This is a genomic window from Nocardioides sp. Root151, from assembly GCF_001427925.1.
Taxonomy (GTDB): Bacteria; Actinomycetota; Actinomycetes; order Propionibacteriales; family Nocardioidaceae; genus Nocardioides.
The window spans coordinates 165,380-179,584 of record NZ_LMGG01000001.1 but is presented as its reverse complement, the minus strand read 5'-3'; the positions used below and the strand labels follow the sequence as shown (position 1 = coordinate 179,584).

Genomic DNA, 14,205 nt, shown 5'->3' with positions numbered 1-14,205 from the left:
AGGGCCTACTAGTGTTTGGTCCATGGCTTCTGCTGAGGGCGAACGCGTGCGCCTCGTTGCACTGCGCGAAGAAGCGCTGGACGTCGACGAGGTGCTGGCCAGCATCGAGGACGACGCGGCGGGTGGGCTCAACCTCTTCGTCGGTCGGGTCCGTGACCACGACGGGGGCCGGGGCGTGACCCGCCTGGAGTACGCCGCACACCCGAGCGCCCTCGACCGGCTGCGCGAGGTCTGTGCCGCCGTGGCCGCCGAGCACGACGTGATCGCGGTCTCCGCGGTGCACCGGATCGGGTCCCTGGCGATCGGCGATGCTGCAGTCATCGTGGCTGCGGCCTCCGCTCACCGCGACTCGGCGTACGTCGCCTCGCGGGCGCTGATCGACCAGCTCAAGGCCGAGGTGCCGATCTGGAAGCACCAGGTCTTCACCGACGGCGACCAGGAGTGGGTCGGCTCCCCGTAGAAAGGTCCGCGGTCGCTCGTGCCTTCGGGGATCATCCGCATGCGCGTGCGAGAGTTGGGGTGTGGAGATCTTGTGGTGGCTGGCACCCCCGGCAGTGGTGACGGTGCTCGCGATGCTCTGGGTGAACTGGCTCGGTCGCGAGGGTCGCGGTGAGGTCGACCGCGACGTCGCGGTGGAGCGTCTCGCCCGCGCCCTGCACAAGGACCACCCCGCGATGACCCGGCCCGGACCGGCCTCGACCCGGCCTCGCGATCGCAGCACCGGGATCGCGGTTCGCCCCTCGGGCAGCCGGGACGACCGCCGTTCGGCCTAGGAGTGGCCAGCATCCTTCGGGCGTCACGCCCTGGGAGACTGCTGAACAATCATGGCCTACTGCGCGCCGCCGGCGCGCACACTGGCTGCGTTCTCGTCGGTCAACGCGGCGCTGCCGCGCCTTCCCTCCTCCGCCTTGCCATCGCACGCACCAGACGACGCTCGCGACGGCCGAATCGTTCAGCACCCTCCTCGCGGCGAGCGCATTTCGCGCGGATGAGAAGGTTGGCGGCATGACCCGGCGCACGCTCGCGATCGCGATCTCCGTCCCCCTGATGGTGGGGTTGTGGCTGACCGCGGCCATCGTGCCCGTGCCCTACGTGACCTTCACCCCGGGCGTGAGCGTCGACATGCTCTCCGAGGCCGGTGGCCAGGAGCGCATCCAGGTCAACGGGCACAAGGCGTTCTACGACGACGGCGAGCTGCGGATGACCACCGTGTCGGTGACCCGCGCGGGCGACTCGGTCAGCGTGTTCACCGCGATCCAGGCCTGGCTCAGTGGCGACGACGCGGTGCAGCCCTACTCCGCCGTCTACGACGAGGACGAGACCAGCGAGTCGAACCAGCAGGAGTCGGCGTACATGATGACGACCTCGCAGGACGACGCGATCGCCGCGTCCCTGCGGGAGATGGGCTACACGATCAAGCCGGCCGTCGAGGTCTACACCGTCGAGAAGGGCCTCCCGGCCGAGGGCAAGCTTCAGGTGCGCGACCGGATCCTGTCCGTCGACGGCACCAGGATCAGCGACCCGGCCAAGGTGGGGGAGCTGATCAACCAGCACAAGGCCGATGAGCCGGTGAAGTTCGTGGTGCTCCGCGATCGCAAGAAGGTCAGCGTCGACATCACTCCGGTGAAGGACGACGGCCGGCTGCGGATCGGGATCCTGCCCAACGCCGGCTACACGTTCCCGTTCGACGTGTCGATCAACATCGACCCCAAGATCGGCGGACCGAGCGCCGGGCTGATGTTCTCCCTGGCGATCTACGACACCCTGACTCCCGGCTCGTTGACCGGTGGGCACCACATCGCCGGCACCGGCACGATCACGGCCGACGGCGAGGTCGGTCCGATCGGCGGCATCCAGCAGAAGATCCCGGCCGTGCGTGACGCGGGGGCGCAGGTGTTCCTGGTGCCATCCGACAACTGTGAAGAGGCGTTGGGCGCCGAGCGCGGCGACGTACAGCTGATTCGCGTGAAGACCCTCAAGGACGCGATCGCGTCGATCAAGACGTGGGTCGCAGACCCCGATGCCGACCTGCCCTCGTGCGAGAAGGAGTCCAAGTGAGCGAGATCGACGGCGAGCTTCCCGACCCGGCCCTGGCCGCGGCCGTGCTCGAGATCGAGTCGCATGCCGCCGTCGACGGGTGGGACCAGAAGTCCCGCCTCTACGCGCTCGTCGAGACCGCCGTGCTGGTCGAGAAGGAGCCGGCCCTCGCGGCGGCGATGGGGCTCGACGAGTCGAGCGCCGAAGGATCCTTCACCCCGATCGAGCAGGAGGTCGACGGGGCCACGCCGTTCGAGACCGTGCTCTCCTCGATCGTGTGGCCCGACACCGTGCACGGCTGCGCCGCCGTCGTGGAGCGGCTGGTCCTCCCACCGAGCGCGGACGGCCAGATCCCCGACGACGCGGCCGAGGCCCAGGCCTTCGCGGCCGAGCACCCCGATCGCCAGGAGGTGCGCATCGTCGCCGGCGTCACCCGGGCCGGCGCGACGTACTGCGCCCTGCGACTGCGCGCACACGACGACGACCAGTCGGTCGTCGGCGGCAATGAACTTGTCCCTGAGCTGGTGGAGTTGTTGCGGGCGACCCTCGAGGTCGACCCCGACGAGGAGATGCGGTCATGAGCGACATGTACGACGACGGCGACGAAGAGACCCGCACCGAGGAGCCGCGCCGGCCCTCGCGGGCACGGGCGCTGTGGATCACCCTGGCAGTGGTGATCGCGCTGTTCCTGGCGTTCACCGGCTTCACCGCGTTCTGGACCGAGCGCCTCTGGTTCAGCTCCACCGGTTACAGCTCGGTCTTCACCACGCTCGTGCGCACCCGCATCGGGCTCTTCCTGGTCTTCGGACTGGTGATGGCTCTCGCCGTCGGGATCAACCTCGGTGCCGCGTTCAGGTACCGCCCCATCTTCCGCCCCGCCTCGCCCGAGCAGGTCAGCCTCGACCGCTACCGCGAGGCGATCAACCCGATCCGCGTCCTGCTGCTGGTCGGCGTCTCCCTGGCCATCGGGGCCTTCGCCGGTGCCACCGCCTCCGGCAAGTGGCGCGAGTACATGCTCTGGCGCAACGGTGGCTCCTTCGGCAAGGAGGACCCCTACTTCCACAAGGACATCGGGTTCTACATCTTCGACCTGCCGTGGCTGCACTTCGTCGTCGACTTCACCATGGCCGTCCTCGTGGTGACGCTGCTCGGTGCCGCGGTGGTGCACTACCTCTACGGCGGCATCCGGCTGCAGTCGGCGCAGGACCGTTTCTCCGGGCCGGCCGCTGCCCAGCTCTCGCTGTTGCTCGGCCTGTTCGTCCTGGTCAAGGGCCTCGACTACTACCTCGACCGCTTTGACCTGCTCAACGAGTCCGGGTCGCTGATGACCGGCATCGGGTACGCCGACGACCATGCGGTGCTTCCGGCGAAGAACATCCTGATGTTCATCGCCCTGATCTGCGCGGTGCTGTTCTTCGCCAACGTCGTACGACGCACGTGGTTGCTGCCGACAGTGGGCATCAGCCTCCTGGCGCTCTCCGCGATCCTGCTCGGCCTGATCTGGCCCGGCATCGTGCAGCAGTTCCAGGTCTCGCCCTCGCAGGCGCAGAAGGAAGAGCCCTACATCCAGAAGAACATCGACGCCACGCGAGCGGCGTACGACCTGGAGGACGTGGCGGTCGAGGACTTCAAGGGCGAGACCGACCTGAGCCCGGCCCAGCAGGCGGCCGAGCTGGCCAACACCAAGGAGATCCGCCTCCTCGACCCGGCTCTGGTGCGTGCCACGTTCGAGCAGCTGCAGCAGGAGAAGGGCTACTACACGGTGGCCGATGTCCTCGACGTCGACCGCTACAAGATCGGTGGCCAGACGCGCGACGTCGTCATCGGTGTGCGCGAGCTCAACCAGGACGGCCTGCCCGACGACGCCAAGAACTGGTCCAACCTGCACACGGTCTACACCCACGGGTACGGCGTGATCGCGGCGTTCGGCAACCAGCGCGGCATCGACAACGACACGCAGTCCACCGGTGACAAGCCGGAGTGGGTGGAGCAGTCACTGCCGCCGACGGGTGAGCTGTCGAAGATGGCACCCGGCGGTTATCGCGGCGCGATCTACTACGGCGAGAAGAGCCCCGAGTACTCCATCGTCGGCAAGGCCGGCGACGACTCCGAGGACGTCGAGCTCAACCTGCCCGACGACTCCGAGACCGGTGGCGCGCGCAACACCTACGACGGAAAGGGTGGTGTGAAGGTCAACAACACGTTCCGCAAGGTGATGTACGCGTGGAAGTTCGGTGAGCCCAACATCGTGCTCTCCGGCCGGGTCAACAAGAACTCCAAGATCCTCTACGACCGCGACCCGCGAAAGATGGTCGAGAAGGTCGCGCCCTGGCTGACCGTGGACGCCGACCCGTTCCCGGCCGTGGTGGACGGCAAGGTCGTGTGGCTGCTCGACGGCTACACGACGACCGACCAGTACCCCCAGTCCGAGCGCGGTTCCTTCGAGGACATGACCAGCGACTCCCTCGACGACGGCAACGAGTTCCGCACGTTGCCGACCGACGAGATCAACTACATGCGCAACGCGGTCAAGGCCGTCGTCGATGCGTATGACGGCAGCGTCACGCTCTACGCCTGGGACGAGGAGGACCCGCTGCTGGAGGCCTGGCGCAAGGCGTTCCCCGGCACGGTCAAGGACCGCGACGAGATCCCGGCCGACCTTCTCGAGCACATGCGCTACCCCGAGGACCTCTTCAAGGTGCAGCGCTACCAGCTCGGTGCCTACCACGTCGAGGACGCCGACACCTTCTACGAGGGCAAGGCCCGCTGGGTGGTGCCGGAGGACCCGAACTCGCAGGGCAACCTTCAACCGCCGTACCGCCTCTCGGTGCGTACGCCGGGCCGCGGCGCGGACCCGACGTTCTCGTTGACGTCGGCCTACGTGCCCAACGGCCGGCAGAACCTGGCCGCGTTCGTGTCCGTCGGCAGCGACGCGTCGCTCGACTCCTACGGCAAGATCCAGGTCCTCGAGCTGCCGAGCGGCAAGGCTGTCGACGGACCCGGCCTGGCCGCCAACCGCTTCGGCTCCAACGACGAGATCCAGCGCCAGCTCGAGGCGCTGACCCGCAACTCGAACGTGCGGATCCTCAATGGCAACCTGCTCACATTGCCCGTCGGCGAGAGCCTGCTCTACGTGCAACCGGTCTACGCCGTGCGCCAGGGAACCAGCACCGCCAACTACCCGGTGCTGCGCCAGGTGCTGGTGTCCTTCGGGGAGAAGACCGCGATCGGGCAGACCGTCGCCGAGGCGGTGGCGAAGGTGCTCGACGTCGAGCTCGACGCGGATCCGACCCCGGGAACAGGAGACCCGGGGCAGCCCACTGGCACCGTCGACGAACAGATCCGTGAGCTGCTCACCGACGCCGACCAGGAGTTCAAGGACGCCAACGCGGCCCTGGCCGACGGCAACCTGCAGAAGTACGCCGCGGCGACGAAGCGGGCCGAGGAACTGGTGGCAGAAGCCCTGGAACTCTCCGACCAGAGCGCGTCGGAGCAGGAGCAGAAGACCGAGAAGAAGGCCGACGAGTAGCCGATTTTGAATCTGCTCATGCCCTCGCGTAAGGTTCTGTTCACCGGCGCGGGGTGGAGCAGCTCGGTAGCTCGCTGGGCTCATAACCCAGAGGTCGCAGGTTCAAATCCTGCCCCCGCTACAAAAGAGTGGCCCTCGATCTGCGGAAACGCAGATCGAGGGCCACTTGTCATTTGAGCCGTTCCGGATCGTGCCCGCTTTGCGAGGGCCGGCGTCCGGCCAGACTCGCCCAGGTGTCCGACGGTCGGCTCTCTTTGCGGTTCCCGGCCGACCTCTGCCCAACGTAATGGCAGCAACCCGCACAATTGGTAGTGTTGAAACCATGCCACGCCCACCGATGTCAGCGGAGACTCTGCTCGAGGTGTCCCGTCGTTGTGCGCAGGTGCTCGCGCGGGATGGTGCCGGTGCATCCACGAAGACGCTCGTGGCGGCATCGGGGCTCTCGGAGCGCACGTTCTTCCGCTGCTTCCAGACCAAGGCAGAGTGCATACGTCCCCTTCTCGAGGACGGATATCGGCGTTTCGTGTCGGAGGTCAGTTCTCGATGCGGCAACGGTGGGGACAGCTCGCTGCTGGCCGTTGTCACAGTTGCGTTCGCGGTCGCGTACGCAAAGGACTCCGCCCCCGACGGCGAGTTGGCTCGCCTCCTCGTCGAGGCACCCGCCTACCGCAGGATCTGGCTGGAGATCAACGACGACACAGCAGCCAGTCTCGTCGAACCCCTGGCCAGCGCACTCGGCGTTCCCACGGACAGTTTCGAGGCGCGCATCGCCGCGGACCAGGCGACCTCGTTGGCCGTCACTGCGATGCGGGGCATCGTGCGCTCCGGTCTCAGCGCGACCGACGCCGCGAACCAGGCCGCCGAAGCGATCCGGCGACAGCCCCTGCTGCGCGAGAAGCAGACCAACACACGGGGCGCTGCCCCGAAGGAAGGAATCACACCATGAATCTGAAGGACAAGGTCGTCATCGTCACCGGTGGAGCCAGAGGCCTCGGCGAGGCGTTCGCTCGCGGGATCGTGCGCGAGGGGGGCAGGGTCGTCATCGGCGACCTCCTCGACGTCGAAGGCAGCGCCGTGGCGAAGGACCTCGGGCCCGACGCGCTCTTCCTGCACCTCGACGTCACCGACGCCGACAACTGGGAGCGGGTGGTGGCCCAGACGGAGGAGCACTTCGGCCGTCTGGACGGGCTCGTCAACAATGCCGGCGTCACCGCATCGGGCACCCCAGTCGTCGATGAACCCCTCGACTCGTTCCAGCGCATCATCCAGCTCAACCTCGTCTCCGTGCACACCGGCATGCACTTCGCTGTGCCCGCGATGCGTCGCGCGGGGGGAGGGTCCATCGTCAACATCTCGTCGGCGGCGGGCCTCATCGGTCTGGCCTTGACCAGCGGGTACGGGGCCGCCAAGTGGGGAGTCCGCGGACTGACCAAGGTTGCCGCCGTGGAGTTGGGGCGCGAGAGGATCCGCGTCAACTCCGTGCACCCCGGCATGGTGCTCACACCCATGACCGCCTCCATCGGCCTCGTCCCGGACGAGGGGGCATTTCCCAACAACCCGTATCGGCGTGTGGGAAAGCCCGAGGAACTCGTCGGAGCGGTCACCTACCTGCTCTCCGACGCTGCTTCGTACACGACGGGTGCAGAGCTCGCCGTGGACGGCGGCTGGACCGCTGGTCCCACCGTCGAGTACGTCATGGGTCAGTGAAATGGCAAGACGGTTGACAGAGAGGAAGGAGCAGCAATGAGTGACAACGAGTCGGTGTTCGGTGGCGGCGTGATGACGGTGACAGGTGGTGCCTCGGGCGTGGGCGAGGGGATGGCACGGTATGGCGCCACCTTGGGCATGAAGATTGCGATCGGCGACATCGATCTCGCCGCTGCCGAAGCGGTGGCCGCCGACCTGCGCAGTGCGGGCACTGAGGCGATAGCGGTACACACCGACGTTCGTGATGCCACCTCCATGGACGAGTTCGTCGCCCGTGCCTACGAGGAGTTGGGGCCAGTCACGCTGGGCATCAACAACGCAGGCATCGAGCAGTTCGGCTACCTGTGGGAGACGCCGGTGGAGAACTGGCGGCGTCTGCTGGACATCAACGTGACCGGGGTCTTCAACGGCATCCGTGCACTGGTTCCGCGGATGGCCGCGGCCGGTGTGCCGGCGAACATCTGGAACGTCTCCTCGATTGGCGGTTTCGGCGTCGCTCCTCGGCAGGCGTCCTACATCGTCTCCAAGCACGCCGTGCTCGCCTTGACCCAGTGCCTCAAGTTGGAGATCGACGCGGCCGGACACGACATTCGGGTCGCCGTGGTCGTGCCAGGCCCGGTCGTCAGCCAGATCTTCGATCGCGCCGGCGGCACGGAGACGGGAGACAGCGAGGCCGGATCAGCAGAGCGTCAGGCCATGCTTGCCTCCAAGGAAGTCGCCATGCCGGCCAGCGAGGCAGCCGAGCAGATCTTCACCCACGCTGCCGCCGGCAAGTTCTACTTGCACACGCACCCGGAGATGAGCGCTGGAATCATGAACGCGCGGGCAGAGGGGCTTCGCAGCCAGAGCGCCCCCCAGCTCTCCGACCAGCAACTCTGAGTCCGTCAGACGACGAAGCCACGGTCAGTGTCCACCTGGCCGCGGCTTCGTCGTCGCACATTGCGGCAACTTGGTTCATTGATCTCAGGACCGGTGTCTGGCGAGGCTCGGTCCAGGCGCCCGGTCCAGGCGCCCGGTCCCGGTTCCCGGACAAGAACCACGTCGTGTCGTGGACCGGGACCGCACCGATCGACGCATCGTCGGGTGACAACGTCCGGCACCGGCTGTCACGCGGTGGGAGCCGACAGATCAAGCGGGTCCTGCACATCATGGCCGTCGCGAAGTTGCGTCGCGACACGAAGGGCGTGCGCTCTTCGACCGCACCAAGGCCCGCGGGAAGACCTCGAGTGGGTCCGTGCGTCTGCTCACACGACGGCTGTCCGACATCGTCTATCGAACGATGGTCAACGACGCGGCCCGGCACCCGGCGTCGCGCCCGGGAGACGCTCGAACGCGGTGAGCTCGCACGCGAGCTGCGTCCCGACGTCTGCCTCTTCGACATTCGGATGCCCGGCATCGACGGCGTCGAGGCCACCCGCCAGCTCGCTGGCCCAGGCGCCGAGAACCCCCTGGCCATCGTGATCATCACGACCTTCGATCTCGACGCGCGCGCCGGGGAATCGAGGGGTTCCACTCGCAAAAACGGTCGGTCGCGACCAGTACGTCCCAGAGCTCGGTTGTCGGTGTGGGGTGTCGATCGTGTGCTCGATGGTCCTCATGCGCCGGCTCCTGCCGCGACTGGGGGCTCTCGGTCGATGTCGTCGGGAATCTGGACTTCGTCGTCGGTGACGTCGTGGCCCTCGGCGTGGACATGGGGGAGTAGCCGGTCGAGCCAGCCGGGTAGCCACCAGTTGCGATCGCCGAGCAGCTCCATGGTTGCCGGGACAAGCACCATGCGGACGATCGTGGCGTCGATGAGGACCGCGGAGGCGAGGCCGATGCCGAACATCTTCCCAAAGACGTCCTTGCCCAGGACGAAGGAGAGAAACACCGAGACCATGACGGCGGCGCCGGCAGTGATGACTCGTGCGGACTTGGCGAGTCCGTCGGCCACGGCAAGCGCGTTGTCGCCGTGTTTGTCGTACTCCTCCTTGATCCGCGAGATCAGGAAGACCTCATAGTCCATCGAGAGGCCGAAGAGGATCGCGAAGATCCCGAGGGGCAGCAGGATCGGAACCGGCGTCCGCTCGGGGATGCCGACCAGGTCGCCGAGCGGTCCGCCGCTGACCGCGAGTGTCAGCACGCCGAAGGCCGCCGCGCTGGCGAGCAGGTTCATGACGACGGCCTTGAGCGGGACCACGAGGGAGCGGAAGACCAGCATCAGGAGCAGGAACGAGACCAACAGGACGCCGCCGAAGAAGAGGGGGAGCCGGTCGGCGACGCCGCGAGTGACGTCGAGGTTCACTGCCGTCGGGCCACCGACCTCGACGGCGAGGTCGGTGCCCGCGGTTGCGTCCGGAATGGCCGTGTCGCGGAGGGTGTCGACGAGGTCTTCGGTGGCTTTGTCCTGGGGCGAGGTGGTGGCGACCACACCGAGCACAGCGGTGTCACCCGCTTCGTTGATGGACGCAGGGGAGACCTGGGCCACGCCCGCCACCTCGGCGAGATCGTCGGCCAGTGCGCCGGTCTCGCTCAGCAGCTGATCGCCAGAAGCTCCCTGGACGGTGAGGAGAAGGGGTGCCGAGAAGCCCGGGCCAAAGCCTTCGGCGAGGAGGTTGTAGGCCTTGTGCGTGGTGAAGGAGGCTGGGTCGTTCTGCGCGTCGGGGAAGGCGAAGCGGATGCCGAGGAACGGTGCGGCGAGCGCGAGCAGGACCGCCAGCGATCCGATGGCGGCGATCCAGGGGCGTCGCTGGATGAACCGGCTCCAGCGGTGCCAACGTGAGAGGGCGTCCGTCCGTGGGCTCCTGCCGACGAAGGGGACGTGGAGGCGTTCGATGTTGCGTCCGGCGAAACCGAGCATCGCCGGCAGCAAGGTGAGTGAGGCCGCCATGGTGATCATTACGGCCAGGGAGACGGTGAAGGCGAAGCCGTCCAGTGCCGCTTGGCCGACGAGAAGGATGCCGAGCATCGAGACGATGACGACCAGTCCGGCGAAGACGACGGCTCGTCCGGCCGTCGCTATGGCGTTGAGCGTGGCCCGGCGCGGCTCCTGTCCCTCGGCGAGGCTGGATCGGAACCGGGTGACGATGAGCAGCGCGTAGTCGATGCCGACACCGAGGGCGACCATGGCGGCGGTGGGTGGGGCCCAGTCAGGGACGTCGACGACCCGGCGGAGGATCTCGCCGAGCATCAGAGCGGTGCCGAGGCCGAACAGTGCGGTGAGCAGGGGTAGTCCCATGGCCACGGCTGAGCCGAAGACCAGCAGCAGGATGATGGCCGCGGCGATGAGGCCGATGGCCTCGGTCCCGACCGAGGCCGTCTGGGACAGGAGGGCGACCTGGCCGCCCACCTCGACCTGTAGGTCGTCGTCGCCGCTGGCGAGGATCGGTTCGACCAGGTCCTTGGCCTCTTGAATCGTGAAGTCCGAGTGGGTCTTGTCGAGGGCGACCTCGGCGTACGCCGTCGTCCCGTCGGCGGAGATCTGGCGCGCGCCTTGGGCCGCGAATGGACTGACCACGCCGACCACGTGCTTCTTGGTCGCGACCGTGGCGAAGATTGCCCCCGCCTGGGCCATGACGTCCGGCGAGGACACCCCGGAGTCGGAATGGACGACGACCTGGATCGTGTCGCCCGATGCCTGGGGGAAGCTTTGGGCCAGTGTGTCGGACGCGGCCTTGGACTCCGAGCCTGGCTGCAGGTAGTCCTGCTTGAGCTCGCCCGAGAAGGCGCTGGCGAGGGCGAACGCGCCGAGCAGCGCTGCGAGCCACACGACCACCACCAGGCGACGCCTTCGGTAGCAGAGGTCGGCGAGGCGAATCAGCATGATGAGCTCCAGAGGATCTGGACGGGTGAAGGGCAATCTCGCGCCATGCGAGCTGTTCGGCGCCCAAGCGCTGCCCCGATCAAGCGAGGACTTCCCGAGGAGCGATGGTTCAGACCGTGCGGTCGCTCATACGCCCCACCGTCCTCGCCTCCTGCTCCGGACGCCAGCCCTGTTTCTGGGGAAAACGGAACTGGCTGCCAGTCGAGAGAGCGCCGTTCGGCACCGGCCGCGCGAGCCCTTAGTGCGCCGGTTCGGCTGTTCCGGGCTGTCCGTGCGTGTGCACCCGCTCTCCGGGGCGACCGAAGATGCTGAGCACCTCCGCGGGACCTTCCCCGGTGCTGCCGAACCAGTGCGGCACCAGCGTGTCGAACTCGGCTGCTTCACCGACGCCCAGGATGACGTCCTGGTCACCCATCACGAGCCGCATCCGCCCCGACAACACGTAGAGCCACTCGAAGCCGTCGTGTGTGCGCAGCTTCGGTTCCGACTGGGACGTCGCGATCACGATCTTCCACGCCTGGATTCCGCCGGGCCGAGTCAAGGGCAGCACGGTGCGGCCGTTGACGCGCCGCGGCTTCAAGCGGATACGCGGGTCGCCGACATCCGGTGCACCGACGAGGTCGTCGATCGGCACCCGGTAGGCCTGTGCGAGCGGCAGGAGCAACTCCAGGCTCGGTCGCCGCTGCCCGTTCTCCAGCCGCGACAACGTGCTCTTGGAGATACCGGTCACGTGCGCGACCTCGGTGAGGGTGACGCCACGCTGCTCACGCACCCGTCGCAATCGGCGCCCGACCAGGTCAAGGGCCGCAGCAACGGGGCCGCCCGGGTCCGTGCGGGCCGGGACGTCGTTGGTGGGGTTGTTCCGAGGCGCTGCCACCGTCCCATTGCACCGCGCTGTTCCCAGAAACAGCAACAACCGTTGCCCAGAGCGTCCCGGGCGCTCACTGTCTTGGTATGAACGAATACGACGTGGCGGTGGTCGGCGGAGGCGCCGCCGGCCTCTCAGCAGCCCTGGTCCTCACTCGCGCGCGCCGCCGCGTCGCAGTGGTCGACGCGGGCGAGCCGCGCAACGCCCCCGCCGCGCACATGCAGGGCTTCCTCGGCTCCGACGGCCTCCCACCCGTGGAGTTGCTGAGCGCAGGACGTGAGGAGGTAACTGGCTACGGAGGAGATCTCATCCGGGATCGGGTCACCGACATCGCCGTCATTGGTCGGAAGTCAGCTGCCAACGGCCACCGGCGCTGGTTCGACGTCAGGCTCGAGGGCGGAAGCACGCTGCGCACGAGGCGTGTGCTCGTCACGACCGGGCTGCGCGACGAGATCCCGGACATCCCCGGCGTACGTGAACGGTGGGGCCGCGACCTGCTTCACTGCCCGTACTGCCACGGCTGGGAGGTCCGCGACCAACCTCTTGGCGTGCTCGGCGGCACAACCGAGTCGGTTGCCCACGCGCACCTGATCCGCGAATGGTCTGCCGACGTCGTGTTCTTCGCCAACGGCTCCGCGCTGAGCGTCGACCAGCGTGAGCAGTTCGTCGCCCGCGCCATCGGCATCGTCGACGAGCCCGTCACCCGGTTGGTGGTCGAGAACGACCAGCTGACCGGGGTCGAACTCGAGTCCGGCCACGTCGTACGGCGTGCCGCCGTGTTCGTCCGACCCCACTTCCTACCCAACGACGACCTGCTGGTGAGCCTGGGGTGCGCCACCCACGACAATGGTTGGGTAGCCACCGATGCGACCGGCCGCACCAGCGTGTCCGGCGTCTGGGCCGCCGGAAACGCCGTCAACCCGCGCGCCCAGGTCATCACTGCCGCCGGCGAAGGCTCGACAGCAGCGATCGCGATCAACAACGACCTGGTCGATGAGGACTTGCCGATCGCCGTCGCGACCTTCCGCCCCGAGCGGCCTTCTGGCCGCGTCACGTCCACCCGAGGAGCATCACCATGTCCAACCCACGGACTGCCCATCGAGTCAATCCGGTCCCGCCGCCCACCAAGCATCAATTGGCGCTGATGATCTGGGTCGCCGTCTTCCCGACGCTGACGGTGATCAACCTGATGCTGGGCGACACCCTCGCCGACCTGCCTGGCGTTCTGCGCACATTTGTCCTGACGACCGTTGCCGTACCGATCGTGATCTACGCCTTGATGCCGCGCCTGCACAGGATTCGTACTCTGATCCTCCAGCGCCGCATCACCGCCTGATCCATCCTGCCTGTTCCGGGTGGGCAGGGCCTCGATGGCGCGTGCGGCGACTCACTTTGCAGCGCGGTGGATCGCCAAGGGATGCGGCCGGTATCGGGTGGCACGCGGCCCGCGGTGTGTTGTGGGTCAGTCGAGCTGCGGGTCAGACGCGGGGGACCGCCAGCAGCCCGACGATGCCGCCGTCGACGGGCACGGTCACGCCGTTGACGTACGCCGAGTAGTCGCTGGCCAGGAAGCATGCGACCTTCGCGATGTCCTCGGCCGCCCCGAGTCGGCCCGAGGGGATCTGCTCGAAGTAGTCCTGGTCTGACCCGGGCAGCGAGTCGAGCCAGCCGCGGAACCCTGCGGTGTCCATCGAGCCGGGGGAGATGACGTTGGCGCGGATGCCCTGGCCGCCGTACTCGGCCGCGATGCTCTTGGTGAGCGCGATCATGCCCGCCTTGGCGGCGCCGTAGACGGAGAGGCCGCGCACGGCGCCGAGCCCGGCGCCGGACGTGGTGGACACGATGGTGCCGCCGCCCTGCTCGATCATGATCGGCAGCGCGGCCTGCACTCCGTAGAACATCGAACCGAGGTTGAGGTCGACGATGTGGTGGAAGCCCTCGACCGAGATCTCGTGCAGCGGACCCGTGGGGGAGCCGCCGGCGTGGTTGAAGAGGACGTCGAGCCGACCGAAGGTGTCGTGCGCGGTCGTGACGAGGGCGGCGACCTGCTCGTGGGAGGTGACGTCGCACTGCATCGCGACGGCTCGTCCGCCAACCGCCTCCACCTCGGCGGCCACGGCGGTGACGGTGTCGCCGTTCAGGTCGCCCAGCACCACGGTGGCGCCCGCAGCGGCGAACTCGAGGGCACTCGCGCGCCCGATTCCGTGGCCCGCCGCAGTGATCACGGCGACCTTGTCTTCGAGGGTGATCGTCATGACTGGA

Annotated in this window: 14 protein-coding genes, 1 tRNA gene and 1 pseudogene; 12 read left to right on the top strand and 4 right to left on the bottom strand. The window is 67.8% G+C overall.

The features are described 5' to 3' along the window. The first annotated feature begins 22 nt into the window (after positions 1–22). The 10 genes and pseudogenes from ASD66_RS00890 to ASD66_RS25675 all read left to right on the top strand — a co-directional run. Complete coding sequence (locus ASD66_RS00890; RefSeq protein ID WP_056687308.1) at positions 23–460, top strand: molybdenum cofactor biosynthesis protein MoaE; 438 nt, start codon at positions 23–25, stop codon at positions 458–460. A 61-nt stretch (positions 461–521) separates the two neighbouring features. Next, positions 522–773: a hypothetical protein gene (locus tag ASD66_RS00885; RefSeq protein WP_056889776.1), complete on the top strand. Its 252-nt coding sequence runs from the start codon at positions 522–524 to the stop codon at positions 771–773. 232 nt (positions 774–1,005) lie between these two features. Beyond that, positions 1,006–2,058: a PDZ domain-containing protein gene (locus ASD66_RS00880; protein ID WP_056889775.1), complete on the top strand. Its 1,053-nt coding sequence runs from the start codon at positions 1,006–1,008 to the stop codon at positions 2,056–2,058. Next, the gene (locus ASD66_RS00875; protein ID WP_235529920.1) at positions 2,055–2,618 is read left to right on the top strand and encodes a PPA1309 family protein; all 564 of its coding nucleotides are present in this window, start codon (positions 2,055–2,057) and stop codon (positions 2,616–2,618) included. The genes ASD66_RS00880 and ASD66_RS00875 overlap by 4 nt, the downstream gene beginning before the upstream one ends. Then, positions 2,615–5,566 carry a UPF0182 family protein gene (locus ASD66_RS00870; protein ID WP_056889774.1) on the top strand — a complete coding sequence of 984 codons (2,952 nt, stop codon included), beginning with the start codon at positions 2,615–2,617 and terminating at the stop codon, positions 5,564–5,566. Before ASD66_RS00875 ends, ASD66_RS00870 begins: the two co-directional genes overlap by 4 nt. A gap of 47 nt (positions 5,567–5,613) precedes the next feature. Then, positions 5,614–5,687, top strand: a tRNA-Met gene (locus tag ASD66_RS00865). Between the two features lie 201 nt (positions 5,688–5,888). Next, on the top strand, positions 5,889–6,512 hold the full coding sequence (locus tag ASD66_RS00860; protein WP_156388485.1) for a TetR/AcrR family transcriptional regulator: 624 nt from the start codon (positions 5,889–5,891) through the stop codon (positions 6,510–6,512). Next, entirely contained in the window at positions 6,509–7,273 is a 765-nt protein-coding gene (locus ASD66_RS00855; protein ID WP_056889772.1) for a glucose 1-dehydrogenase, read from the top strand. Before ASD66_RS00860 ends, ASD66_RS00855 begins: the two co-directional genes overlap by 4 nt. A 36-nt stretch (positions 7,274–7,309) precedes the next feature. Then, a complete protein-coding gene (locus ASD66_RS00850) occupies positions 7,310–8,152 on the top strand; it encodes an SDR family NAD(P)-dependent oxidoreductase (protein WP_056889771.1) in 843 nt (280 codons plus the stop codon). Beyond that, a pseudogene (locus ASD66_RS25675) lies at positions 8,149–8,436 on the top strand (transposase); the annotation flags it as partial. The gene ASD66_RS00850 and the pseudogene ASD66_RS25675, both read left to right, overlap by 4 nt. A 120-nt stretch (positions 8,437–8,556) precedes the next feature. Here the strand turns inward: ASD66_RS25675 and ASD66_RS25670 are convergent. The 3 genes from ASD66_RS25670 to ASD66_RS00840 form a co-directional block, all read right to left on the bottom strand. Beyond that, positions 8,557–8,871, bottom strand: coding sequence for a hypothetical protein (locus ASD66_RS25670; RefSeq protein WP_162254235.1), 315 nt, complete (start codon positions 8,869–8,871; stop codon positions 8,557–8,559). Further along, positions 8,868–11,075, bottom strand: coding sequence for an MMPL family transporter (locus tag ASD66_RS00845; protein ID WP_056889770.1), 2,208 nt, complete (start codon positions 11,073–11,075; stop codon positions 8,868–8,870). Before ASD66_RS00845 ends, ASD66_RS25670 begins: the two co-directional genes overlap by 4 nt. A 238-nt stretch (positions 11,076–11,313) precedes the next feature. Beyond that, complete coding sequence (locus tag ASD66_RS00840) at positions 11,314–11,952, bottom strand: helix-turn-helix domain-containing protein (protein ID WP_082599270.1); 639 nt, start codon at positions 11,950–11,952, stop codon at positions 11,314–11,316. 92 nt (positions 11,953–12,044) lie between these two features. On the opposite strand from ASD66_RS00840, the gene ASD66_RS00835 reads away from it, so the two are divergent. Both ASD66_RS00835 and ASD66_RS00830 read left to right on the top strand, forming a co-directional pair. Then, positions 12,045–13,088 (top strand): NAD(P)/FAD-dependent oxidoreductase, encoded by a 1,044-nt coding sequence (locus ASD66_RS00835; protein WP_235529919.1) that lies wholly within the window; start codon positions 12,045–12,047, stop codon positions 13,086–13,088. After that, on the top strand, positions 13,088–13,279 hold the full coding sequence (locus tag ASD66_RS00830; protein ID WP_235529993.1) for a hypothetical protein: 192 nt from the start codon (positions 13,088–13,090) through the stop codon (positions 13,277–13,279). The genes ASD66_RS00835 and ASD66_RS00830 overlap by 1 nt, the downstream gene beginning before the upstream one ends. A gap of 142 nt (positions 13,280–13,421) precedes the next feature. Here the strand turns inward: ASD66_RS00830 and ASD66_RS00825 are convergent, their stop codons facing one another. Continuing rightward, entirely contained in the window at positions 13,422–14,198 is a 777-nt protein-coding gene (locus tag ASD66_RS00825) for an SDR family NAD(P)-dependent oxidoreductase (RefSeq protein ID WP_056889768.1), read from the bottom strand. Between the last annotated feature and the right edge of the window lie 7 nt (positions 14,199–14,205).

Coding starts and splice junctions, on each gene's coding strand:
- ASD66_RS00890 (WP_056687308.1), top strand. CDS start 23: ATGGCTTCTGCTGAGGGCGAACGCGTGCGCCTCGTTGCACTGCGCGAA.
- ASD66_RS00880 (WP_056889775.1), top strand. CDS start 1,006: ATGACCCGGCGCACGCTCGCGATCGCGATCTCCGTCCCCCTGATGGTG.
- ASD66_RS00870 (WP_056889774.1), top strand. CDS start 2,615: ATGAGCGACATGTACGACGACGGCGACGAAGAGACCCGCACCGAGGAG.
- ASD66_RS00860 (WP_156388485.1), top strand. CDS start 5,889: ATGCCACGCCCACCGATGTCAGCGGAGACTCTGCTCGAGGTGTCCCGT.
- ASD66_RS00855 (WP_056889772.1), top strand. CDS start 6,509: ATGAATCTGAAGGACAAGGTCGTCATCGTCACCGGTGGAGCCAGAGGC.
- ASD66_RS00850 (WP_056889771.1), top strand. CDS start 7,310: ATGAGTGACAACGAGTCGGTGTTCGGTGGCGGCGTGATGACGGTGACA.
- ASD66_RS25670 (WP_162254235.1), bottom strand. CDS start 8,871: ATGAGGACCATCGAGCACACGATCGACACCCCACACCGACAACCGAGC.
- ASD66_RS00845 (WP_056889770.1), bottom strand. CDS start 11,075: ATGCTGATTCGCCTCGCCGACCTCTGCTACCGAAGGCGTCGCCTGGTG.
- ASD66_RS00830 (WP_235529993.1), top strand. CDS start 13,088: ATGATCTGGGTCGCCGTCTTCCCGACGCTGACGGTGATCAACCTGATG.
- ASD66_RS00825 (WP_056889768.1), bottom strand. CDS start 14,198: ATGACGATCACCCTCGAAGACAAGGTCGCCGTGATCACTGCGGCGGGC.